The 20366-nt window shown below is 73.4% G+C and carries 23 protein-coding genes and 1 pseudogene; 18 read left to right on the forward strand and 6 right to left on the reverse strand.

The genetic code is table 11. From position 1 onward, the window contains the following. Nucleotides 1–71 precede the first annotated feature (71 nt). Nucleotides 72–1106, reverse strand: coding sequence for an LPXTG cell wall anchor domain-containing protein (locus ACZ3UD_RS10120; RefSeq protein WP_465584742.1), 1035 nt, complete (start codon nt 1104–1106; stop codon nt 72–74). A 466-nt stretch (nt 1107–1572) separates the two neighbouring features. Between ACZ3UD_RS10120 and ACZ3UD_RS10125 the strand changes: the two genes are divergently transcribed. The 3 genes from ACZ3UD_RS10125 to ACZ3UD_RS10135 all read left to right on the forward strand — a co-directional run bounded on the left by ACZ3UD_RS10125 (nt 1573) and on the right by ACZ3UD_RS10135 (nt 4538). Continuing rightward, a complete protein-coding gene (locus ACZ3UD_RS10125; RefSeq protein WP_465584745.1) occupies nt 1573–2886 on the forward strand; it encodes a geranylgeranyl reductase family protein in 1314 nt (437 codons plus the stop codon). A gap of 254 nt (nt 2887–3140) precedes the next feature. Next, the gene (locus tag ACZ3UD_RS10130; protein WP_465584748.1) at nt 3141–3797 is read left to right on the forward strand and encodes a TNT domain-containing protein; all 657 of its coding nucleotides are present in this window, start codon (nt 3141–3143) and stop codon (nt 3795–3797) included. 132 nt (nt 3798–3929) lie between these two features. Further along, complete coding sequence (locus ACZ3UD_RS10135; protein ID WP_465584752.1) at nt 3930–4538, forward strand: GNAT family N-acetyltransferase; 609 nt, start codon at nt 3930–3932, stop codon at nt 4536–4538. 91 nt (nt 4539–4629) lie between these two features. On the opposite strand, the gene ACZ3UD_RS10140 is transcribed toward ACZ3UD_RS10135, so the two are convergent. Beyond that, nucleotides 4630–5016, reverse strand: a complete 387-nt coding sequence (locus ACZ3UD_RS10140) for a VOC family protein (protein WP_465584754.1) — start codon at nt 5014–5016, stop codon at nt 4630–4632. A gap of 22 nt (nt 5017–5038) precedes the next feature. After that, a complete protein-coding gene (locus ACZ3UD_RS10145) occupies nt 5039–5272 on the reverse strand; it encodes a hypothetical protein (RefSeq protein WP_465584756.1) in 234 nt (77 codons plus the stop codon). A gap of 649 nt (nt 5273–5921) precedes the next feature. Between ACZ3UD_RS10145 and ACZ3UD_RS10150 the strand changes: the two genes are divergently transcribed. The 4 genes from ACZ3UD_RS10150 (at nt 5922) to ACZ3UD_RS10165 (ending at nt 7744) form a co-directional block, all read left to right on the forward strand. Further along, nucleotides 5922–6365, forward strand: coding sequence for an HAD family hydrolase (locus ACZ3UD_RS10150; RefSeq protein ID WP_465584759.1), 444 nt, complete (start codon nt 5922–5924; stop codon nt 6363–6365). A gap of 66 nt (nt 6366–6431) precedes the next feature. Beyond that, nucleotides 6432–6842, forward strand: coding sequence for a hypothetical protein (locus tag ACZ3UD_RS10155; protein WP_465584762.1), 411 nt, complete (start codon nt 6432–6434; stop codon nt 6840–6842). A 14-nt stretch (nt 6843–6856) separates the two neighbouring features. Continuing rightward, nucleotides 6857–7153: a PRC-barrel domain containing protein gene (locus tag ACZ3UD_RS10160; RefSeq protein ID WP_465584764.1), complete on the forward strand. Its 297-nt coding sequence runs from the start codon at nt 6857–6859 to the stop codon at nt 7151–7153. 3 nt (nt 7154–7156) lie between these two features. Then, nucleotides 7157–7744: a type 1 glutamine amidotransferase domain-containing protein gene (locus tag ACZ3UD_RS10165; protein ID WP_465584767.1), complete on the forward strand. Its 588-nt coding sequence runs from the start codon at nt 7157–7159 to the stop codon at nt 7742–7744. 11 nt (nt 7745–7755) lie between these two features. On the opposite strand, the gene ACZ3UD_RS10170 is transcribed toward ACZ3UD_RS10165, so the two are convergent. Continuing rightward, on the reverse strand, nt 7756–8610 hold the full coding sequence (locus ACZ3UD_RS10170) for an ATP-dependent DNA ligase (RefSeq protein WP_465585095.1): 855 nt from the start codon (nt 8608–8610) through the stop codon (nt 7756–7758). Between the two features lie 102 nt (nt 8611–8712). After that, nucleotides 8713–9591, reverse strand: a pseudogene (ligD, locus tag ACZ3UD_RS10175) (non-homologous end-joining DNA ligase); the annotation flags it as partial. A gap of 228 nt (nt 9592–9819) precedes the next feature. On the opposite strand from ligD, the gene ACZ3UD_RS10180 reads away from it, so the two are divergent. Both ACZ3UD_RS10180 and ACZ3UD_RS10185 read left to right on the forward strand, forming a co-directional pair. After that, the gene (locus ACZ3UD_RS10180) at nt 9820–10254 is read left to right on the forward strand and encodes a CBS domain-containing protein (RefSeq protein ID WP_465584769.1); all 435 of its coding nucleotides are present in this window, start codon (nt 9820–9822) and stop codon (nt 10252–10254) included. 107 nt (nt 10255–10361) lie between these two features. Further along, the gene (locus tag ACZ3UD_RS10185) at nt 10362–10949 is read left to right on the forward strand and encodes a pyridoxamine 5'-phosphate oxidase family protein (RefSeq protein WP_465584772.1); all 588 of its coding nucleotides are present in this window, start codon (nt 10362–10364) and stop codon (nt 10947–10949) included. A gap of 7 nt (nt 10950–10956) precedes the next feature. On the opposite strand, the gene ACZ3UD_RS10190 is transcribed toward ACZ3UD_RS10185, so the two are convergent. Further along, nucleotides 10957–11391, reverse strand: a complete 435-nt coding sequence (locus ACZ3UD_RS10190) for a GNAT family N-acetyltransferase (protein ID WP_465584774.1) — start codon at nt 11389–11391, stop codon at nt 10957–10959. A gap of 201 nt (nt 11392–11592) precedes the next feature. Between ACZ3UD_RS10190 and ACZ3UD_RS10195 the strand changes: the two genes are divergently transcribed. From ACZ3UD_RS10195 to ACZ3UD_RS10235, 9 genes are all read left to right on the forward strand, one after another. Further along, on the forward strand, nt 11593–12111 hold the full coding sequence (locus tag ACZ3UD_RS10195) for a universal stress protein (protein ID WP_465584777.1): 519 nt from the start codon (nt 11593–11595) through the stop codon (nt 12109–12111). Between the two features lie 160 nt (nt 12112–12271). Beyond that, on the forward strand, nt 12272–13726 hold the full coding sequence (pdxR, locus tag ACZ3UD_RS10200) for a MocR-like pyridoxine biosynthesis transcription factor PdxR (protein WP_465584780.1): 1455 nt from the start codon (nt 12272–12274) through the stop codon (nt 13724–13726). A 192-nt stretch (nt 13727–13918) separates the two neighbouring features. Further along, the gene (locus ACZ3UD_RS10205; RefSeq protein WP_465584782.1) at nt 13919–14431 is read left to right on the forward strand and encodes a hypothetical protein; all 513 of its coding nucleotides are present in this window, start codon (nt 13919–13921) and stop codon (nt 14429–14431) included. A gap of 558 nt (nt 14432–14989) precedes the next feature. Then, nucleotides 14990–16396 (forward strand): family 2B encapsulin nanocompartment shell protein, encoded by a 1407-nt coding sequence (locus tag ACZ3UD_RS10210; protein WP_465584785.1) that lies wholly within the window; start codon nt 14990–14992, stop codon nt 16394–16396. Between the two features lie 317 nt (nt 16397–16713). Beyond that, entirely contained in the window at nt 16714–17607 is an 894-nt protein-coding gene (locus ACZ3UD_RS10215) for a hypothetical protein (RefSeq protein WP_465584787.1), read from the forward strand. Between the two features lie 114 nt (nt 17608–17721). Then, nucleotides 17722–18492 carry a bestrophin-like domain gene (locus tag ACZ3UD_RS10220; protein ID WP_393028238.1) on the forward strand — a complete coding sequence of 257 codons (771 nt, stop codon included), beginning with the start codon at nt 17722–17724 and terminating at the stop codon, nt 18490–18492. Between the two features lie 132 nt (nt 18493–18624). Further along, complete coding sequence (locus ACZ3UD_RS10225) at nt 18625–18843, forward strand: hypothetical protein (RefSeq protein WP_465584791.1); 219 nt, start codon at nt 18625–18627, stop codon at nt 18841–18843. Between the two features lie 101 nt (nt 18844–18944). Then, a complete protein-coding gene (locus ACZ3UD_RS10230) occupies nt 18945–19592 on the forward strand; it encodes a class I SAM-dependent methyltransferase (protein ID WP_465584793.1) in 648 nt (215 codons plus the stop codon). Then, entirely contained in the window at nt 19589–20245 is a 657-nt protein-coding gene (locus tag ACZ3UD_RS10235) for a hypothetical protein (RefSeq protein WP_465584795.1), read from the forward strand. The genes ACZ3UD_RS10230 and ACZ3UD_RS10235 overlap by 4 nt, the downstream gene beginning before the upstream one ends. Nucleotides 20246–20366: the final 121 nt, after the last annotated feature.

Here is a 20366-nt window from a genome sequence, read left to right on the forward strand (position 1 = left end):
CGGCTCAGACGCGGCGTGCGGCCTCCGGAGGGCTCAGACCCCCGGAGGCAGCGGCCTCAGGCTCGGATGCCTCAGGAGGTGCGGCGACGGCGGGTGTAGACCACCGCGCCCGCGCCGGCGACCAGCAGGGCGGTGCCGGCGCCCGCGTACAGCAGGGTGCCGTCGCTACCGGTGGTGGCCAGCTTCTTGCCGTCCGAGGCGGCGCCCGGGATCGGGGTCGGGACGCTGACCTTGGCGGGCACGACCAGGGGCTGGTCCGGGCTGACCTTGGTGCCGGTTCCGGGGTGCACCGGCACGGTGGCGGTCGGCGCGGTGGACGGGCCGGCGCTCGGGGCGGTGCTGGGCGCGTCGCTCGGGGCGTCGGTCGGAACGTCGGCGGCCGGGGTGGTCGGCGCGGGGGTCGCCGGGGTCGTCGCCGACGGCTGGGTGGCCGGGGTGGTCGGCGGGACCGGCGCCGGGGTGGCCGAGTGGGTCGGCTCGGGGGTGTGGGTCGGCGCCGGGGTGTGGGTCGGCGTCGGGGTGTGCGACGGCGTCGGCGTGGCGGTGTGCGAGGGGGTGGTGCTCGGCACGGCGGTCGGGCTGGCCGACGGGGCCTTGGTCGGGGTGGCGGTCGGCGAGGGCTTGCCGGTCGGGGCCGGCGTCTTGCCGCCGCAGTCGACCATGAAGACCTTGTGCTTGGGGTTGCTGACGTCCGGCATCTCCGGCAGCTCGCCGTTGACCAGCGGGACAGCCTTCCAGAACAGCTTGTAGTGACCGTCCGGCAGGTTGATGTCCTCGGTGCGGACGTGGCCGTGGTCGTCGACCGGGATGTCGCCGTAGACGACCGGCTCGGACATGTCGTTCATGTCGAAGATCGCCCAGAGCACGTCCTGGTTCGGGTCGAAGCCGAAGGAGTCCAGGTAGAAGGTACAGACCTTGGGCTCGTTGCGCACGTCTTCCTGGCCGGTGGCGGCGTCGTGGATCTTCACGGTGCCGTTGTTGCCGGGGGCGCCCTTGCCGTTGCCGTTGCCGCCGGCGACGGCGTGCGCGGCGGGGGCGAGCAGCATCAGGGCGGCGGCGGTCGGGACGGCCACCAGGGTGCGCGCGGCGGTGGAGCGGATGTGCATGCGTGTTCCATCGGGTACGGCAGGTCGGGACGAACCTGCGCAGTGGGAGGGAGCCCTCGGGTCGGCCGCCGGACCAGAGGCCGGTGCCGAACGAGCGGGAGGGGACAAAAGTTCCGCAGTCAGAAACATGACGCAAGGGAGGTTTGGCCGAAATGCAGCGCTGAGAGCGATAGATCCGATTAGTCCGTTGCAACAATACGATCACCCGATTGTGATCAACCAGTGTGCGCCGCAGATGGTCGAGGTGCTGGTCAACGGAGGGTTGCGCGTCGACGGGTGAACCGACGGGCCGCGCGGGTGGCCGGTTTCGGCCGGTCGGCGGGCCGGGGTCGCGTGTCGGGGCGGCGGGCCGGTGCCGAGGTTCTCTATCGTCCGTCTGGAACCGTCCAGTCCGCTCGTTCCGTTGCGTGATCTGGTGTGTGTTCCGTCGTCATGCGCAGCCGATCCGACCCAGGGGGAATGCACGATGCCCGGCCCAGAGCAGCAGGTGCGACCGGACCGACAGGCGGTCGGCCCGGCCGAGGACAGCGCCGACGTCATCGTGGTCGGCGCCGGACCGTCCGGCTCCACCGCCGCCTACCACCTCGCCCGTACCGGCCTGGACGTCCTGCTGCTGGAGAAGTCCGCCTTCCCGCGCGAGAAGGTCTGCGGGGACGGCCTCACCCCGCGCACCGTCAAGCAGCTGGTCGACATGGGCATCGACGTGTCCGAGGAGGCCGGCTGGCTGCACAACCGCGGCCTGCGGCTGATCTCCGGGCGGCGCTCACTGGAGTTCGACTGGCCCGAGCTGTCCGCCTTCCCCGGCCACGGACTGGTCCGGCGCCGCGCCGACTTCGACGAACTGCTCGCCCGCAAGGCCGCCTCGGCCGGCGCCCGGCTGGTCGAACTCGCCCGTGTGGCGGGCCCGTTGACGGACGAGAGGACCGGCCGGATCACCGGCGTCACCGCCAAGCTGGGCGAGGACCGCAGGCCCGTCGAGTACCGGGCCCCGATCGTGGTCGCCGCCGACGGCAACTCCACCCGGCTCTCCGTCGCGATGAAGCGCTACCGGCGCACCGACCGCGCGATGGGCGTGGCCTACCGCACCTACTTCACCACCCCGCGCCACGAGGACCGCTACCTGGAGGCCTGGCTCGACCTGCGCGACCCCAACGACCCCGCGCGCCGCCTCCTGCCCGGCTACGCCTGGGTGTTCGGCATGGGCGACGGCACCGCCAACGTCGGCCTCGGCGTCCTGGACACCTCGAAGACCGACGTCGACTGGCGGGAACTGCTGCGCCACTGGTGCGCCGACCTCCCGCCCGGCTACGGCTACACCCCCGAGGCCGTCACCGAGCCCATCCGCGGCTCCGCCCTCCCGATGGGCCTCAACCGCCAACCCCACTACGCCGACGGCCTGTTGCTGATCGGCGACGCCGGCGGCACGGTCAGCCCCGGTACCGGCGAGGGCATCGCCTACGCGATGGAGTCCGGCCGCTACGCCGCCGAGACCATCGTCCAGGCCCACGCCCGCCGCACCGACCGCGGCCGCGAACTCGCCCTGCGCGCCTACCCGCAGGCGCTGCGCTCCGCGTACGCGGGCTACTTCGCGCTCGGCCGGCTGGCGGCCGACCTGCTCGGCCGCCCCAAGCTGCTGGGCGCGGCGGGGGCGGCCGGACTCGGCAATCCGGCGCTGTTGAAGATCGCGTTCCGGCTGATGGTCAACCTGACCGAGCCCAACTCCAAGGACGCCCTCGACCGGCTGCTCCATCTGCTCGGGCGGGTCGCGCCGGGGCGGTGAGGTCGGGGTGGTGAGGTCGGGGTGGTGACGCCAGGCCGGTGACGTCGACGCCGGGAGCGCGCATCCTTGCGGACGGGCGGCCCCGGCGTCCGGGGTTTGGCCGAAACCCGGACGTTCAGCGGGCTGTTGACCGGGTCATGTTGACGAATGATCAAAGAATCCGATTGCCTGGTGTCGATCCAGCCACGGAGAGTGATCCCCAGGCCCCGCCATGGCTCCTTTCCGACCGACCCGTTCGACTCGACGGAGACACCGTGCGCCTTCGCCTGCTCGTCGCGCCCCTCGCCGCGGCCGCCGCCCTGACCGCCGTGAGCATCCCCGCTGCCGCCGCCGACACCGGCGCGGCCGCCGCCCCGGCCGACCAGTGCTCCGCCACCTTCCAGCACGGCGACGCCCGCCTCGGCCCCGAGGACCTCCCGAAGACCGGCCCGGTCGGCCGCCAGCTCCTCGGCTACCAGCGCACCGGCGGCGCCGCCGACCAGGACTTCCTGGCCGAGTACTACGACCCGGCCGCCAACGGAGGCAAGGGCGGCTGGAACTACCCGCCCGCCGACGGCTACGTCACCCTGCCCGACGGCACCCCGGTCGAGTTCGACCTCACCCTCTACCCGAACCAGAACATCGACCGCTACGGCAGCGAGTACGGCGCCTTCCTCGCCCCCGAGGGCCTGCCCTACGCCAACCGCGCGATACCGCCGCAGAGCCTCGACGGCACCCCGGCGGCCGGCTGCAACTACCACGACTACAAGGTGGTCAAGCCGTTCAAGGTGCACGCCGGCCCGATCGCGCCCTGGTTCAACCAGCCCGGCTGGGGCCTGCAGTACCAGCTCGACGCCTCCCTGGTGCCCGGCGGCCCGGCCAGGCTGAACGTGCTGTGGCTGGTGGAGAACGGCTACCTGGCCCGGATCTGACCCCGCGCGGCGTCCCGTCGGCCGTCGGGCCGTCAGCGGCTCGATCACGGCCCGATCCTCGCACTCGGGGAGCCCGCCCGGAACCGGGTAATTCGCTGGCGGGCGCGGGCGGGCAGGCGGTAGGAAGGCCGGGTGACCATCAGCGACACCGCGACCGACCAGCGCCTCTTCCGCCCCGCCGTCGTCGACCTGGGCGACGTCCAGCTGCGCCCGTGGGGCCGCGCCCTGGACCTGACCGGCGGCACCGTCGCCGCCGTGATCGCGGCCGCGGTCGACCCGGAGATCGCCCGCTGGAACCCGCTGCCGGACGCCGCCGACCCGGCCGGCGCCGAGGCCTACCTCGACCGCTCCGACGCTCGCTGGGCCGAGGGCAGCACGGCCTCCTTCGCCATCACCGACTCGGCCGACGGCACCCTCTGCGGCAACGTCGCCCTGCTCTGGGCCGACCAGGCCGACGGCGTCGCCATGGTCGGCTACTGGCTGCTCCGCGCCGCCCGCGGCCGCGGCCTGGCCACCCGCGCCACCACCGCCGTGACCCGCTGGGGCGTGCGCACCGCCGGCCTGCGCCGGATCGAGCTCTACCACGACGTCGACAACCAGGCCTCCTGTCACGTCGCCGCCCGCGCCGGCTTCCCGTACGAGGGCACCCTGCGGGCCTCCTACCGCCACGGCGACGGCCCCTACACGAACGAGCACCTGCACGCCCGCCTGGCCACCGACCCGGAGGTGGGACTCGGCTGACACGCCCTGGGATCGCGATCGCCCTCAAGGCTTCTGGCAGAACGTGTGGAACGGGCGATGACGCTCCAGCACCACTACGGCGAGGTCAACGTCAGTGGTACTGGGCGAGCTGGATGAGGTTGCCACAGGTGTCGTCCAGGACGGCGATGGTGACCGGGCCCGTCGCCAGCGGCTCCTGGGTGAAGCGCACCCCGAGGCGGTGCAGGCGGTCGTACTCGGCGTGCACGTTGTCCACCGCGAACTGGGCGGCCGGGATGCCGTCCTCGACCAGGGCCGTCTTGTACGGCCCGACGGCGCGGTGCGCGTCGGGCTCCAGCAGCAGTTCGGTGCCGTCGGGCTGTTCGGGGGAGACCACCGTGAGCCAGCGGTACTCGCCGAGCGGGACCTCGGTCTTCTTCACGAAGCCCAGGATCTCGGTGTAGAAGCGCAGTGCCTTGTCCTGGTCGTCGACGAACACGGTGGTCAGGTTGATCCTCACGGGATGTGCCCTTCGGTGTGCGCTAGTACTGGCGGCCGTCGCCGAGCCGATCGTAGATCGCGCGCAGCCACGGCTGCCGGACGGCGGGCAGCCGGGCGAGGCGGTGGAGCAGCAGGCGCCGGTCGGGCTCGAAGAGCGTCCGCGGGCGCAGCGGCAGCGGGTCGTCGCGCTCCTCGCCGACAGCCAGGCGGGCCGTGGACGGGGTGGGCGGGAAGGCCAGGTACGTCCGCACCTCGGTGTCCAGCGGGACGGGCACCGCGTCGCTCGGGGGCTGCCAGGCGGCGGACCGCCCCCGGGTAGAGCCGGGCCGCCTGCCAGCGGTAGCAGTCGTCGATCCGGGTGCCCACCGTCCGACCGCACCGCTCGCACGCCGGATTCGGGCCTCCGGCGGCAGCGCAGCAGCCGTCGCACTGCTCGGGGATCAGCACGGTGCTGCGGGTGTCGCCCGGTGCCAGCACGACCGCGCCGCCGGGGCCGGACCACAGGCCGCTGATCGGCGCGAACACGCCCCGTGCCGTGGCCTCGTCCGCTCCGATCTCGTGCCATGGCCGCCAGGGCGGTTCGGACGGCTCCGGATCCACCGCGAACGTCCCTGGCTCCAGCAGCGCCGGAAGGTACCGGTGCCCGCCCTCCCGGTGCGCGTGCGGCGGCAGCGCCACCTCGGTCACCGGCCCGGTCAGCTCCGTACCGCACTCCGCACCCCGCACCCCGCACACGCGAACACCGCCAGCCGTTCCCCCCTCGTGGACTACCGGAGTATCCCGGCCCGTGAACCGCCCGCCAAGCGGTTTCGCAGGCCCGCGAACCCCTCCCCGGCAGGCAGCGCGCGCGGCCGTGCGGCGTCCTAACCTGGAAGGGCGCATACGGTGTGGGGCCTGCGGAACGGAAGTGCGGAAGCGGTGGCCATGACGGTGATCTCGGCGGCTCTGTTCGGTACCGACTGGCGGCCCCGGCTGCCCGGCGGCGCCGAGCTGCTGCGCGAGTGCGCCGCCCGGGGCTGGACGGTCGTGCTGACCGGGCCCGGTCCGGCCGGGGCGCCCGCCCTGACCGTGGCCGCTCCCGGCAGCGACCCGGTAGGGGCAGGCCTGCAGCTGGTGGACGGCCTGCCCTCGCACGCCGTGGCCGTCGCCGGGAGCGTGCGCGAGGTGCTGGCGGCGCGGCGGGCCGGGGTGCCCTGCGTCGCCCTGGAGAGCGGCGGGGACGCCGGTCCCGAGCTGAGGGCGGCCGGCGCGGTCGAGGTCCACCGCGACGCCGCGGCCCTGCTGCGTGTCCTGGACGACAGTCTGCTCGCCCGCCCCCGGGCCTTCGGCCCCGTGGGCGCCGGAACAGGCGGTCCCCGGAACGGTTAGCGCCGGCCCGTACCGGGCAACCGCACGGGTGCGAGCACGTCACCGGAAGTGTCGGAGGTGACCGAGATGGACGGACCCGCGTTGAGCGGATGGGAGCGGCGGCTCCTCGAGGAGATCGAGTCCGATCTGCGCCAGGACATACGCCTCGACCGGAAACTGAGCACCATGGGTGCCAAACGGCCGAGCCGGGTCCTGGGCGCGCTGCGCAGCGCCGGGCGCCGGATCTCGGCCGGGGTGGTGCTGACCGCGCTGGTGATGACGGCGATCTGTCTCAGCATCGGCGTACGGACCCCGACCACGGCCGTGCTGATCGCCCTCGCGGTGGTCTGGACGGCCTCGGTGGCGGCCGCGGTCGCCACCGCCGAGCTGCTGCGGCGCCGTCGCCGGGACGCGAGCGGGGCCGAGCTGGTTGACCCGGACCGGGAGGAGCGGCGCGAACGCCGTGAACGCCGCCCCTGGGACCGGCCGGAGGCGTGAGGTGACGTGAGCTGATGAGTACCGACCTGTGGGAGTACCGACCGGGCTCCCATCCCGCCGCCGACCTGACCCTGGTCGGGTACGAGGTGCACGCGACCGACGGCCCGCTCGGCCGGGTCGAGCAGGACGCCGGGGACCATCTGCTGGTCGACGCCTCGGCCTGGGTGCCGGGCAACCGGGTGCTGGTCCCGGTCGGCCTGGTCGCCCGGATCGACCACCTGGACCTCGCCGTCCACCTCGACTGCCCGCGGGCCCGGCTCAGCACCGCCCCGCCGACCGCCGAGGGCCTGACCGCCCCTCGCCCGCGCTGAGCCATGCCCTGGCCGTCCACGACCCTCACCGGCCGGACGATCGCCCTCCTGGTCGCCCCGTACGGCGTCGAGCAGGAGGAACTGACCTCGCCCTGGCAGGCGGTCGCCGAGTCCGGCGGCACCCCGCGGCTGCTCTCCACCGCTGCGGGCCGGGTCCAGGCCGTCCGGCACCGCGCGCTCGGGGACACCTTCGCGGTGGACGCCCTGGTGGCGGAGGCGGACCCGGCCGACTACGACGCACTGGTACTGCCCGGCGGCGTCGCCAACCCGGACCGGCTCCGGCTGGACCGGGCGGCGGTCGCCTTCGTGCACGGCTGCTGCGCCTCCGGCCGCCCCGTCGCGGCGATCTGCCACGCGCCGTGGATCCTGATCGAGGCCGACGCCGTCCGCGGCCGCACCCTCACCTCCTGGCCCAGCCTGCGCACCGACCTGGTGAACGCGGGCGCCCACTGGGTGGACGAGGAGGTGCACGTCTGCCACGACGGGCCCGGCGTCCTGGTGACCAGCCGCAAACCGGGGGACCTGCCGGTCTTCAACGACGCCCTGGTCACCGAGTTCGCCCACGCGACGGCGAAGCGGTACCCGACCTGAGGCGTTCGCGCTCAGTCCCCGCGCAGGCGGATGAAGGTGGCGGTGGGTGGGCGGCCGGTGAGGGTGAGTTCGGCGCGCAGGGGGGTGGTGAGGGGGTGGACCGGGCCGTGGTCGGGGTCGACGGCGGGCGGGCCGAGGAGCGGGGCGGCGGCCTCGGCGATCTCGCGGGCCTGAACGGGGGTGAGCCGGGGGGTGGTCAACAGGACCCGGTCGTCGTCGAGTCGGACCACCAGCGCGTGCGGGCGGGCGGCCGGGCCGGTGAGGGCGCGGACGGTGGCGTCCACGGTGTCGCTGCGGCGGTACTTGACCCAGGCGCGGCCCGCGCCCCGCGGGCGGTAGGGGGAGCCGGAGGCCTTGCAGACCAGGCCCTCCACGCCGATGTCGACGAGTCGGTCCATCCACTCCATCGCCTCCGCCCGGTCCGCGGTGGCCATCACCGGCTGGATCGGCGGCGGGACGTCGGCCAGGGCGGCGAGCAGCAGGCGGCGCCGGTCGGTGAGCGGGAGGCGCCGGACGTCGCGGCCGGGCAGGGCGAGCAGGTCGAAGGCGATCAGCCCGAGGGCGACGTCCGGAGCGGCCGCCCGGGCCTGGCGGGTGTGCAGCAGTTCCTCGAAGGCGAACCGGCCCGCGCGCCAGGCGACCAGTTCGGCGTCCAGCACCAGCCCCTCGGGTAGCCGGGCGACGGCGGCGGCGATCGGCGGGAACTCCGGCGCGAGGTCGCGGCCGGAGCGGGACTGCAGGACGGCGGGGCGGTCACCGCGGGCGAAGGCGACGCAGCGGAAGCCGTCCAGCTTCAGTTCGTACTGCACCCCGCCCCCGCCCAGCCCGTCGGCGGGCGGGACGGCGGTGACGGCGGCGGGGCGCATCACCTCGACGGGCGGGTGCAGCACCTGGCGGGGCTGGCCGGGCGCTGCGGACGTCCTGGGTGCGCCTGACGGCGCGGGCGCGGCACCCGGCCCGGGCGCGCCGGGCAGCGGCCGGGCCTCGGCCGGGTCCAGCAGCGGCGCGAACAGGTCGCCCTCGGCCGCCAGCCGGTCGGGGACCTCGGCGAGGGTGAGGACGAGGTCCGCCTCCCCGCGCGCCCGCTCGAGCTCGGCCCAGGAGAGCGGGGCGGAGACAGTCGGCAGCGGTCGGGCCCTCAGGGTGTACGGGGCGGCGGTGGTCTTCTTGGCGTTGTTCTGCGACCAGTCGACCAGCACCCGGCTGCGGCGGCGCGCCTTGGCCATGGTGTGCACCACCAGCTCCGGGTGCTCGGCCTCCAGGGCGGCGGCCAGCGCCTTCGCGTACCCGGAGACCTCGGCGCTGGGCGTGGGCTCGATCGGCACCAGCAGGTGCAGCCCCTTGGAGCCGGAGGTCTTCACCCAGGCGGAGAGGCCGTCCGCGGCCAGCCGCTCGCGCAGCAGCAGCGCGACCGCCCGGCAGGTCAGCACGTCCGCGCCCTCGCCCGGGTCGAGGTCCAGCACCAGCCGGTCGGCCAGGCCGGGCGCGGCCGCGTGCCACTGCGGGACGTGCAGTTCCAGACAGCCCAGGTTGGCGACCGCGAGCAGCGCCGCGCCGTCCTCCAGCACCACCTGGCGCAGGTCGCCGCCGCTGCTGGGCACCTCCACCGTGCGCACCCAGTCCGGGGTGCCGGGCGGCGGGTTCTTGGCGACGAAGACCTCGGCCTCGACGCCGTCCGGGCAGCGCAGGAAGGAGACCGGGCGGTCGCGCAGGTGGGGGAGCAGGGCGGCGTGCACGGCGGCGTAGTAGCGCAGCACCTCGCCCTTGGGGGTGCCGGTGCGCGGGTAGTACACCTTGTCGAGGTGGGAGAGGGCGAGGGTGCGCCCGTCCACCGTCATCTGCGGCATGGGCCGTCTCCGAAGCGTCCTGCGGTGGCCCCCGCAGCCAGTCTGCCGCGCCGCGACCACGACCGCCCGGGGCCTTCACCGTCCTTCGTATCGGCACTGCGGCGTCGGCCCTCGCGGTCGCGAGTGGGCGCGGTGTTGCCTATGGTGATGGCACGGTCACACCGCGATCGCCGGTGTCGACCATGAGGGGGAGAGCCGTCGGGGGGTAGCACCGACTAAGGAGTCCCCGTGACCACTGCCCGAGACATCATGCACACCGGCGCCCAGTGCATCGGCGCCCACCAGACGTTGGACGAGGCCGCGCGGATGATGCGCGACAAGAACGTGGGCGCGCTGCCGATCTGCGGCGACGACCAGAAGCTGCACGGCATCATCACCGACCGCGACATCGTGACGCGCTGTCTCGCCGAGGGCAAGGACCCGGCCAAGATGACGGCGATCGAGCTGGCCGGGCACCTGCACTGCGTGCGCGCCGACGACACCATGGACGTGGTGCTGAAGAAGATGGAGCAGCACCAGATCCGCCGCATCCCGGTGATCGACGGGGAGCGGCTGGTCGGCATGATCAGCGAGGCCGACCTGGCGATGGGCCACCGCAACGGCCACCGACTGACGGATCAGCAGATCATCGACTTCATGGACAGCGTCTACATGAAGCGCTGACCCTGCCGGCGACCAGCCGCCCCGGGCAGGCCCCGGGGCGGCTGGTCGCCGTCTCATCGGATGGATTTTCCTTTCTCACGGTCCGAGATGCGGGCACACTTGCGCACATGGGAAAGCAGTACGAATGCATCGACGGCCGGTTGCGGCAGTTCATCGAACGTCAGCCCGTCTACTTCGTCGCGACCGCGCCGCTGGCCGCCGACGGACACGTCAACATCTCGCCCAAGGGCCGCTCCGGCACCCTCGTGGTGATCGACGAACTCACCCTCGCCTACCTGGACTTCGGCGGCTCGCAGGCCGAGACCGTCGCCCACCTGCGGGAGAACGGCCGGATCACGCTGATGTGGTGCGCCTTCGAGGGCCCACCCACCGTGGTGCGAGTGCACGGCCACGGCGAGCCCGTCTTCCGTGACGACCCGCGTTTCGCCGACCTGCTCGGCCGCTTCGAGCCCACCGCGGACGGCTCCGGCCTGCGCGCGATCGTGCTGGTGAAGGCCGACCGGGTCAGCGACTCCTGCGGCTACGCGGTGCCGTTCATGGACTACCGCGCCGACCGCGACCTGCACGCCCAGTACTTCGACCGCAAGGACGAGGCGGAGTTCAGCGCCTACTGCGAGCGCAAGCCGCTGGTCGCCAGCAGCATCGACGGCCTGCCCGCCGTCCCGCTGCCGCTCCCGCCCCGGCCTGCGGCCTGACGCCGCGTCAGCTCCCCGGCCCGCCGAGGACCATCAGCTTCTGCGGGTCGGGGAACGGCACGAACCCGGCCTTGGCGTACACCTCGTGGGCGTCCACCGTCGACAGCAGCACCCGCTTCAGCCGGTAGGGTCGCAGGTACGCCACCACCTCCTCCGCCAGCCAGGTGCCGAGCCCCCGCCCCCGCTGCCCCCGGTCGACGTACACGTCGCACAGCCAGGCGAAGGTCGCGTGATCGGTCACCACCCGCGCGAACGCCACCTGCCCGCCCTCGGGTTCGTACACCCCGAACACCACCGACCCGCGCACCGACTGCTCCACCACCTCCCGGCTGCGCCCGAGTGCCCAGGAGGCGTCGGTGGAGAGCCAGTGGTGGACGAGGTCGAGGTCGAGGAGGTCGGGGTCGGTGGAGAGCCGGTAGCCGCCCTGGTGAGTGGTGATCATGAGGCGCCATGCTAGTGACCTGATGAGGGCCCGACGACGGCGGAGGCCGGACCCTGGGCGGGGTGCGACGGCTTCGTGCGTCCGGGGGGCCTTACTCGGACAGGCCGGCCCGGACGGCCCAGTTGCCGGTGGCCCGCGCCACAGCCCTCACCCGGAGTGCCCCTCGCACTCGCCCGCAGCGGCGGGCATAGCCTTCGGCCCATGAGCAAAGAGAGCGATGCGGCGGACACCGGGGCCGTCGGCGACGAGGACCACGAGGTGGCGGCCGCGCCCACGGGCTTCGAACTGGGGACCGACGGGCCCAAGGTGATCCTGGCGGGCCTGGACGGCTCCGACTCCTCCTGGCGAGCCACCGCCTACGCCGCAGGACTGGCCCGCCGCCAGGGCGCCGCCCTCGCCGTGGCGTACGTCCAGCCGGTACTCGGCGCCGCGACCGCCCTGGCCGGGGCCGCGGTGGAGGAGACGACCCGGGAGATCGCGGACGAATTGCTGGCCGCGCTGCGCGAGGCCGAGCACCATTCCCGTGACGTGTGGAAGGTGGACTGGCGCTTCCTGACCATGCGCGGCGACCCGTACACCGGCCTGGCCAAGCTCGCCGACGAGCTGCGCGCCGACGCCGTCGTGGTCGGCGTCTCCGAACAGGCCGGGCACAAGGTGATCGGCTCGGTGGCCGTCCGGCTGGTCAAGGCCGGGCGCTGGCCGGTGACCGTCGTCCCCTAAGACCTGTCTGACGATTCCCGCCGGGCGCGAATTGCCAGACCCGGCGGCCCAACCAGCCCAACCAGCCCAACCCGTACGGGGACTACGGCCAGGCGAGCCCCTACCGCCAGGGCTGACCGCCCGCAGGAGCGCGCGGAGGCGGCGGGTAGGGTGCGGAACCATGACGGAAACGCCGGGCGCGCACCCTACCGAGCCGGCCCACCCGACCGGCAACGACCTGCACCTCGACCTCCCCGCCGGCGGCGGTCGCCGCGCCGCGCTGATGGCCGCGCTGCGCGAGGCGATCCGCAGCGGCAGACTCGCGCCCGGCACCCGGCTGCCCCCGTACCGCGCCCTCGCCGCCGACCTCGGCCTGGCCCGCAACACCGCCGCCGAGGCCTACGCCGAACTCGTCGCCGAGGGCTGGCTGACCGCCCGCCAGGGCTCCGGCACCACCGTCGCCGAACGCGCCGCGCCCGTCCCGCCCGCCCGGGCCCGCCGCCCCTCGGTGCGGCCCGGGCCCGTCCACGACCTGCGCCAGGGCCAGCCCGACGCCGCCTCCTTCCCCCGTACCGCCTGGCTGGCCGCCGCCCGCCGGGCCCTCACCGCCGCGCCCAACGAGGCCTTCGGGCCCGGCGATCCGCAAGGCCGGCGCGAACTGCGCACCGCCCTCGCCGACTACCTCGCCCGCGCCCGCGGGGTGCGCACCGACCCCGACCGGATCGTCGTCTGCTCCGGCTTCGCCCACGCGCTACGGCTGCTCTTCGACGGCTCGGCGCCCGTTCTGCCGCCCGCCGAGCGGGGGCCGCTGGCCGTCGAGGCGTACGGGCTGGGCTTCCACCGCGGGCTGCTCGCCGCCGCCGGGGTCACCACCGTGCCGCTGCCGATCGACGAACAGGGCGCCCGGGTCGGCGTGTTGGCGCACCTCCCGGACGTCCGCACCGCGCTGCTCACCCCCGCCCACCAGTTCCCGACCGGCGGCCCGCTGCACGCCGGCCGCCGCGCCGCCGTCATCGACTGGGCGCGCGGACGCGGCGGGCTCCTCCTGGAGGACGACTACGACGGCGAGTTCCGCTACGACCGCCAACCGGTCGGCGCCGTCCAGGGGCTGGACCCCGAGCGGGTGCTCTACCTCGGCAGCACCAGCAAGAGCCTCAGCCCCGCGCTGCGGCTCGGCTGGATGGTGGTGCCGGACCACCTGGTCGACCGGGTGCTCGCGGTCAAGGGCGAACGCGAGGGCTGGGCCAGCGCGCTGGACCAGCTGACCCTCGCCGAGTTCATCGACTCCGGCGGCTACGACCGCCACGTCCGTCGGATGCGGCGCCGCTACCGCGACCGCCGCGACCAGTTGGTGGCCGCGCTCGCCGCGAACGCCCCGCACATCCAGGTCTCCGGCATCGCGGCGGGCCTGCACGCGGTGCTGCGCCTGGAGCCGGGCACCGAGCGGTCGGTGCTGAAGGCCGCCGCCTACCGCGGTCTCGCCCTCGACGGCCTCGCCGACTACCGCCACCCGGCCGTCACCCCCGAGGCCATGCCCCCGGCCGACGGCCTGGTCGTCGGCTACGCCACCCCACCCGACCACGCCTACCCGGCGGCACTCGCCGCCCTGTCCGACATCCTGCCGCCGTCCGCCTGAGCGAAGCGCGACCGGCGGGCGGTGACCGGCGGGCGGTGACCGGCGGGTGGCGAAGCATAGGGCCTGCGCACACCCCGCCGGGCCGTTTCGGCGTACGACCGGTCCCGGGCGTCCGCTCTCCGGTCCTGCGTCGGTACGGCTTCGGGCCGAGGAGGGCAAGCGGAGCGGCACCGCCGCCTACGCTCCTTGGGCATGCGCAGAACACATCTGAGCCGGGCGGCGCTCGCGGCGTGTCCGGCCGTCGCCGTCGGTCTGCTCTTCTCCGCCGCGCCGGCCCGGGCCGACAGCCAGCTGCCGCTCACGGCGGTCTCCGACCGTCAGACCACCGTCCGCGGCGGCGAGTTCACGCTCACCATGACGCTCACCAACCCGTACGACACACCGATCCAGTTCGTCTACCAGAGCGTCCAGCAGACCTACGACACCAGCCTGGAGCAGGGCCTCAAGTTCACCGCCACGGCCTGTGGCACCCAGACCAACGGCTGCAGCGACAACGTCCACGGCGGCATCGCCCGCTACAACGTGCCGCTGGCCCCAGGCGCCAGCAGCACCTTCACGGTCACTTACACCATCGCCCCCGACTCGTCCTGCGGCGCGGAGACCAGGATCGACTTCTACTCCTACCTGTACTACGAGTACCAGGCCGGTGAGGCCAAGAACTCGGGCATCACCGGTATCCCGGGCACCCAGGTCGCCTGCGCCTGACCCGCCGGCAGCACCACCTCTCCCCGGCGCATCCCCCTCTTGCGCCTCCCCCGTACCCCCGTCAGGTGCCGGCCGCCCCCGTACCGGCACCTGACGGGCTTTTCGTGCCGTCGGTCCCCCGCGCATTCCCGGCGAGGACCTGGCGGCGGGCCGGCTGGACCGGGTCCGGGTCTGGTGCGAGGTGGCCTGAGCGATGCGCCGGGTTGACGCCCGCGGCCCGGGTTCGGGCGACCGGTGGGGGCGGAGGAAGGGGCGGGAAGGCGTTGGCAGGACGGGGGCCGGAGGTGGGAACGGATGTTCCTGCGGAGAGTGGGGCCGTGTGAGTGGATCGGGGGAGATTCACCCTATCGGGGGGTAGTCGGCCTCCGTATGGTCCTGGCCGGGTTCTGGTGATCTAGGGTTCCGGATGGGCCGCCGCGAGACGGTGGCCGCTCTCTCCGTACCCCGCCAACTTCCCCACCAGTAGGCAGATCTGATGGTCCGCCACGGCTCGCGTGCCCCGGCGGTGCGGTACGGCCCAGGCCGCGTGATCCGACCACACGAATGGAGACCCTGCCGATGCCCGTGGACACAAGCCCGGAGACACAGCAGGACCGGCAGCAGAGCCTTGCGACGGCAGCTGCCCGCAACCTTGCCACCACGACCAAGTCCGCGCCGCAGATGCAGGAGATCACCTCCCGCTGGCTGCTCAAGGTGCTTCCCTGGGTGCAGGCCAACGGTGGCGCCTACCGCGTCAACCGTCGGCTCACCTACACCGTCGGCAACGGCGTGGTGGAGTTCATCAAGACCGGCTCCCAGGTTCGTGTGATCCCGGCCGAGCTGGGCGAGCTCGCCCTGCTGCGCGGCTACGAGGACGAGGAGGTGCTGACCGCCCTCGCCGACCGCTGCCAGCAGGTCGACTTCGGTCCCGGTGAGGTCCTCGCCACCCAGGGCGACGCGGCCGACAAGATCTTCCTGATCGCCCACGGCAAGATCAACAAGATCGGCACCGGCAAGTACGGCGACGAGACCGTGGTCGGCGTGGCCGGTGACGGCGACCGCTTCGGCGACGACTCGCTGCTCAACGAGGACGCCGTCTGGGAGTACACCGCGAAGACCGCCACCTCCGGTGTCGCCCTGACCCTGAACCGGGCCGACTTCGCCCGCATTCGGGACAACGCGCCCAGCCTCCAGGAGCACCTGGAGTCCTTCCTGGCCCTGCCGCTGCAGGCTCAGAACGAGCGCGGCGAGGCCGAGATCGCCATGTCGGCCGGCCACCATGGCGAGTACGAACTCCCCGGCGCCTTCGTGGACTACGAGCTCAAGCCGCGTGAGTACGAGCTGAGCGTCGCCCAGACCATCCTCAAGGTCCACACCCGTGTCGCGGACCTGTACAACGAGCCGATGAACCAGATCGAGCACCAGCTCCGGCTGACCATCGAGGCCCTGCGCGAGCGCCAGGAGCACGAGATGATCAACAACCCGGAGTTCGGCCTGCTCAACAACGCCGACTTCGACCAGCGGATCCAGACCCACTCCGGCCCGCCCACCCCGGACGACCTGGACGAGCTGCTCAACCGCCGCCGCGACCCCGACTACCTGCTGGCGCACCCGCGGACCATCGCCGCGATCGGCCGCGAGTTCAACGCCCGGGGCATCTACCCGCACCACGTCGACCTCGGCGGGCAGCAGGTGCCGGCCTGGCGCGGGGTGCCGATCCTGCCGTGCAGCAAGATCCCGATCACCAAGGAGAACACCAGCTCGATCCTGGTGATCCGTACCGGTGAGGACAATCAGGGCGTCATCGGCCTGCACCAGAACGGCATCCCGGACGAGTACCAGCCCTCGCTGTCGGTGCGCTTCATGGGGATCGACGAGAAGGCGATCATCTCCTACCTGGTCAGTGCCTACTACTCCTGCGCGATCCTGGTGCCGGACGCGGTCGGCGTCCTGGAGAACGTCGAGATCGCGCACCGCCGCCACTGAGTGTCGGTGTCGAGTGCTGCGTGCTGGACGCTGAGGACCGGGTGCTGAACGCCGAGTGCCGAGTGCTCCGCTGAGTGCTCCGCCGAGTGCGGAGAACAGTGCGCGCAGGCCGTAACCGGCCGGCGTGAAGATCGTTTGACCTGATGGCGGACGGCCCGCCCGCGACGGCGGGCCGTCCGCCTGATCACGTTTGAAGGCACCTGGTCGTGCCCGATCGGTTTCTCGTTCCGGATTCGACTGACTCTGTCTCCTTCGCCGTGGCTGATCAGCCCGAGCCCCTGCCGTCCCCCGGCCGACCCGAAAGGTGTGTGGAGCCCATGTCGCAGCGTCGGCAGTTCCGACGGATACCGCAGCACGGCGGTGGGACTGCGACCCCCGGGCGGCGGGTGCGACTGATCGGCGCTGCGGTCGGCGTGGTGGCCATGTGCTCGCTGGTCGGCGGCGCCACCGCCTCCGGCGCCGAGCGCCCGGGTGGACACCCGCACGGTCCGGTGGTCGACACCTGGGTGTGCGGTGAGACGGACATGTCGATGACGGTGGGTCCGGGCGGCAGAGTGGACGTCGACCTGGACGTGGACGTCCAGGTCGGCGTGACCGTCGCTCCCGGCGCCAAGCACCACGGGCCCAAGCCGCCGCACGGGCACCAGCCGGGACGGCCGGACGAGGAGCAGGGCGACGGCGATGACCGCGGTGACCACGACGGGCACGGCGACCACGACGGGCACGGGCATCACCACCACCATCACCACCCGTGCCCGACCCCGACGCCCAGCCCGACTCCCACGCCGACCCCCACACCGACTCCGACTCCGACTCCGACTCCGACTCCAACGCCGATCCCAACGCCGTCTCCGACCCCGCCGCCGCCCAGCCCGACCCCGGTGCCCACTCCGCCCGCGCCACCGCGCGTCCCCCCGCCGCCCGCGCCTGCCGCGCCTGCGCCTGCCTCGCCCGCCCCCCAGGCGGCCCCGCCCGCCGTGGTGCCCAGCCCCGCGGCGTCGAGCCCGGCGCGCCCGAGTCCGCTGTGGCCGACCCCCTCGGCGCAGCCGGTGTTCCACGTCCGGCCGGCCCAGCCGCAGCCCGTCGCGCGGAACCACCATGCGGCCCCGGCGACCACCACGATGCTGCTGATCACCGTCCCCGCCGTGCTGGCGGCGGCGGCCCTGCGGCCGGGTCGTGGCAACCGAGGCCGCGGTCGCTCCGGGTCCTGACGGCGCTCGCCCACAAGACCCCCGGGCGCGGGGCCCGCGACCCCGTGGCCGCCGGACCCCGAGTTCCCTCGCATCCCGTTCACGTCACAAGCCAAGCCAGAGAAGGGAGTTCCCATGTCCGAGTGGGTGGCGCTGGTCATCGCCATGGCGGCGGCCTGTGCCGTCGTGGTGGCGGTGGTGCTGCTGAGGCACCGTCGGGTGGGCACCGAGAAGAAGGTCGACGAGACGCCCGACGTCATCGAGTACATCACGATGATGATCGGCGTGGTCTACGCGATCGTCCTCGGTCTCGCCATCGCGGGTGTCTGGGAGGCGCGCGGCGCCGCCCAGGACGACCTGTTCCGCGAGGCGCAGTCGCTGCGGGAGGTGAGCGACCGGGCGGTGGTCTACCCGGCCGAGTTCCGTGACCAGGTCCGGGCCGACGTGGACGGCTACGTCACGTACGTGGTCAACGTCGAGTGGGACTACATGGCCAAGCACGGTGAGATCACCGACAAGGGCACCGAGCTGCTGGAGAAGCTCCAGAACGACGTGGCCACCCGGTCGCCGGCCTCGGACCTGGAGTCTCAGGCCTACCAGCCGATCATGGACCGGATCAGCCAGGCCTCCGACGCCCGCAACCAGCGCGGCCAGAACGCCGGACCGGGCATGCCGGGCGTGGTCTGGTTCGGGCTGATCGGCGGCGCCGTGGTGACCATCGGCATGCTGTTCGCGCTGCAGATCCGGCGCACGCCGCGGGAGTTGATCCTCGCGGCCTGCTTCAGCGCGCTGATCGCCTTCCTGTTGTTCATGATCTGGGACTTCGACGATCCGTTCGCCAGAAGCGTCTCGGTCACCACGCAGCCGTTCGTTGACCTCTTCCCCTCGCTCAACCTCAAGAGCTGACCAAGGGTTCGGAAGCCCTCCGACCTCTGGAAATCCGGGCAGGTGATCACCGGATAACCTTGCCCGGATTGTCGGGGGCCTCGGTCGAGGTGTCGAGATCGATCTGCTTCACCACCGGGCCGAGGCTTGGTGGTGAAGCAGATCGATCTCTGCTCTGACCGGCACGCTCCTCACCGTTCCTCGCTGTTGTCAGTGCGACTCCGCAAGCGGCAGCGGGAGCTGTCGCGCAAGGAGAATGGATCGAAGAGCCGCGAGAAGGCCCGGATCCGCTCGCCCGTGCGTATGCCGAGGTCGTCGACGCACGCCGCGGCCGGGGGTGACCTGGTGATCGTGACGCCGGTCGGCTGGTGACCTCGTCAAGGGTGTCCACCCGCTGGACCGCCCCGGGTCGCGCAGGGCGGCGGACCGGTAGGTTGACCGGTACCGAGCAGGCCGTCGAACGGAGGAGCGCCATGGACAGCCAAGGCTGGGACGCCCGCTACGCCGCGAGCGAACTCGTGTGGGGCACGGCGCCCAACCAGTGGGTGGTCCGCGAACTGACCGGTCACGCCCCCGGTCACGCCCTGGACCTGGCCGCCGGCGAGGGCCGCAACGCCATCTGGCTGGCCGTCCAGGGCTGGGAGGTCACCGGCCTCGACTTCTCCGCCGTCGCCCTGGAGCGCGCCGAACGGCTCACCGCCGACCTGCCCGACGAAGTCGCCGACCGCCTCACCTGGCGCCACGGCGACGCCCGCACGTTCGACTCACCCGCGGCCGGCTACGACCTCGTCCTGGTCGCCTACCTCCAACTGCCCGTCGAGGACCGCCGGACCGCGCTGCGCCGCGCCGCCGACGCGCTCGCCCCCGGCGGCACCCTGCTGGTGGTCGGGCACGACCTGAGCAACCTCACCGAGGGCGTCGGCGGCCCGCAGGACCCGGCGGTGCTCTTCACCCCGGACGACGTCCTCGCCGACCTCGCCGGGTACGGCCTGCGCACCGTGCGTGCCGAGCGCGTCCACCGGACGGTCGGCGCCGAGCCCGGCCACAAGGGCGGCGGTTCGGGCGGCGGTACGGGTGTGGCGGTCGACGCACTGGTGCGGCTGGAGCGGGGTGCCGAGTGACGATCACAACCTCCCGTCGCACGTTGCTCACCGGCCTGGTCGTGGCCGCCCCGCTGGTCCTGGCGGGCTGCTCCTCCGGCAAGAAGGACAAGGCCGACAAGACCGGCCCGGCGGCCAGGGCCAGCGACCCGGGCGGCGCGGCCTTCGTGATGATCATCCGGCACGGCGAGAAGCCGGACGGCAACCAGCCGGGCCTGGACGAGAACGGCGAGCAGGACGGCAAGTCGCTCACCCAGCGCGGCTGGGACCGCGCCAACGCGCTGCCCACCCTGTTCGCCCCGCCCGCGACCGGCCTGCGCACCCCGGCCCGGATCTACGCCGCCACCGACCAGGGCCCGATGGCCGGGGCGCACCGGATGCGCCAGACCGTCACACCCCTGGCCACCAAGCTCGGGCTGACCGTGGACACCACGTACGCCGAGTCCCAGGAGTCCGAGCTGGCCGGCGCCGCGCTCGCCGGGAGCCAGCCGGTGCTGATCTGCTGGGAGCACTCCCGGATCCCGCGGATCGCCGAGGCGCTCGGCGCGTCCGGCAGCGGCGTGCCGGGCACCTGGCCGGACCGGTTCGACCTGGTCTGGGTGTTCTCCCGGCAGGCCGGCGGGGCCTGGACCTTCCAGGAGGTGCGCGAGCACCTGCTGGAGGGCGACGCCTGATCCGCTTGAGGTCGCACGCGGGAAGCTGAGGTGACATCAACTGGGCTGCGAATCAGTGCATCTAGCCTGCGGTCACGGTGTACGGGGCGGACTGGGGCGTCGGGCCGGTGCCGTCCGGGCT

The sequence above is a fragment of the Kitasatospora sp. NPDC023118 genome, from assembly GCF_055560875.1.

Bases quoted from the DNA above. Each gene is read 5' to 3' on its own strand.
- ACZ3UD_RS10120 (WP_465584742.1), bottom strand. From the start codon at position 1,106: ATGCACATCCGCTCCACCGCCGCGCGCACCCTGGTGGCCGTCCCGACC.
- ACZ3UD_RS10125 (WP_465584745.1), top strand. From the start codon at position 1,573: ATGCCCGGCCCAGAGCAGCAGGTGCGACCGGACCGACAGGCGGTCGGC.
- ACZ3UD_RS10150 (WP_465584759.1), top strand. From the start codon at position 5,922: ATGACGGTGATCTCGGCGGCTCTGTTCGGTACCGACTGGCGGCCCCGG.
- ACZ3UD_RS10155 (WP_465584762.1), top strand. From the start codon at position 6,432: ATGGACGGACCCGCGTTGAGCGGATGGGAGCGGCGGCTCCTCGAGGAG.
- ACZ3UD_RS10160 (WP_465584764.1), top strand. From the start codon at position 6,857: ATGAGTACCGACCTGTGGGAGTACCGACCGGGCTCCCATCCCGCCGCC.
- ACZ3UD_RS10165 (WP_465584767.1), top strand. From the start codon at position 7,157: ATGCCCTGGCCGTCCACGACCCTCACCGGCCGGACGATCGCCCTCCTG.
- ACZ3UD_RS10170 (WP_465585095.1), bottom strand. From the start codon at position 8,610: ATGCGCCCCGCCGCCGTCACCGCCGTCCCGCCCGCCGACGGGCTGGGC.
- ACZ3UD_RS10185 (WP_465584772.1), top strand. From the start codon at position 10,362: ATGGGAAAGCAGTACGAATGCATCGACGGCCGGTTGCGGCAGTTCATC.
- ACZ3UD_RS10190 (WP_465584774.1), bottom strand. From the start codon at position 11,391: ATGATCACCACTCACCAGGGCGGCTACCGGCTCTCCACCGACCCCGAC.
- ACZ3UD_RS10195 (WP_465584777.1), top strand. From the start codon at position 11,593: ATGAGCAAAGAGAGCGATGCGGCGGACACCGGGGCCGTCGGCGACGAG.
- pdxR (WP_465584780.1), top strand. From the start codon at position 12,272: ATGACGGAAACGCCGGGCGCGCACCCTACCGAGCCGGCCCACCCGACC.
- ACZ3UD_RS10205 (WP_465584782.1), top strand. From the start codon at position 13,919: ATGCGCAGAACACATCTGAGCCGGGCGGCGCTCGCGGCGTGTCCGGCC.
- ACZ3UD_RS10210 (WP_465584785.1), top strand. From the start codon at position 14,990: ATGCCCGTGGACACAAGCCCGGAGACACAGCAGGACCGGCAGCAGAGC.
- ACZ3UD_RS10215 (WP_465584787.1), top strand. From the start codon at position 16,714: ATGTCGCAGCGTCGGCAGTTCCGACGGATACCGCAGCACGGCGGTGGG.
- ACZ3UD_RS10220 (WP_393028238.1), top strand. From the start codon at position 17,722: ATGTCCGAGTGGGTGGCGCTGGTCATCGCCATGGCGGCGGCCTGTGCC.
- ACZ3UD_RS10230 (WP_465584793.1), top strand. From the start codon at position 18,945: ATGGACAGCCAAGGCTGGGACGCCCGCTACGCCGCGAGCGAACTCGTG.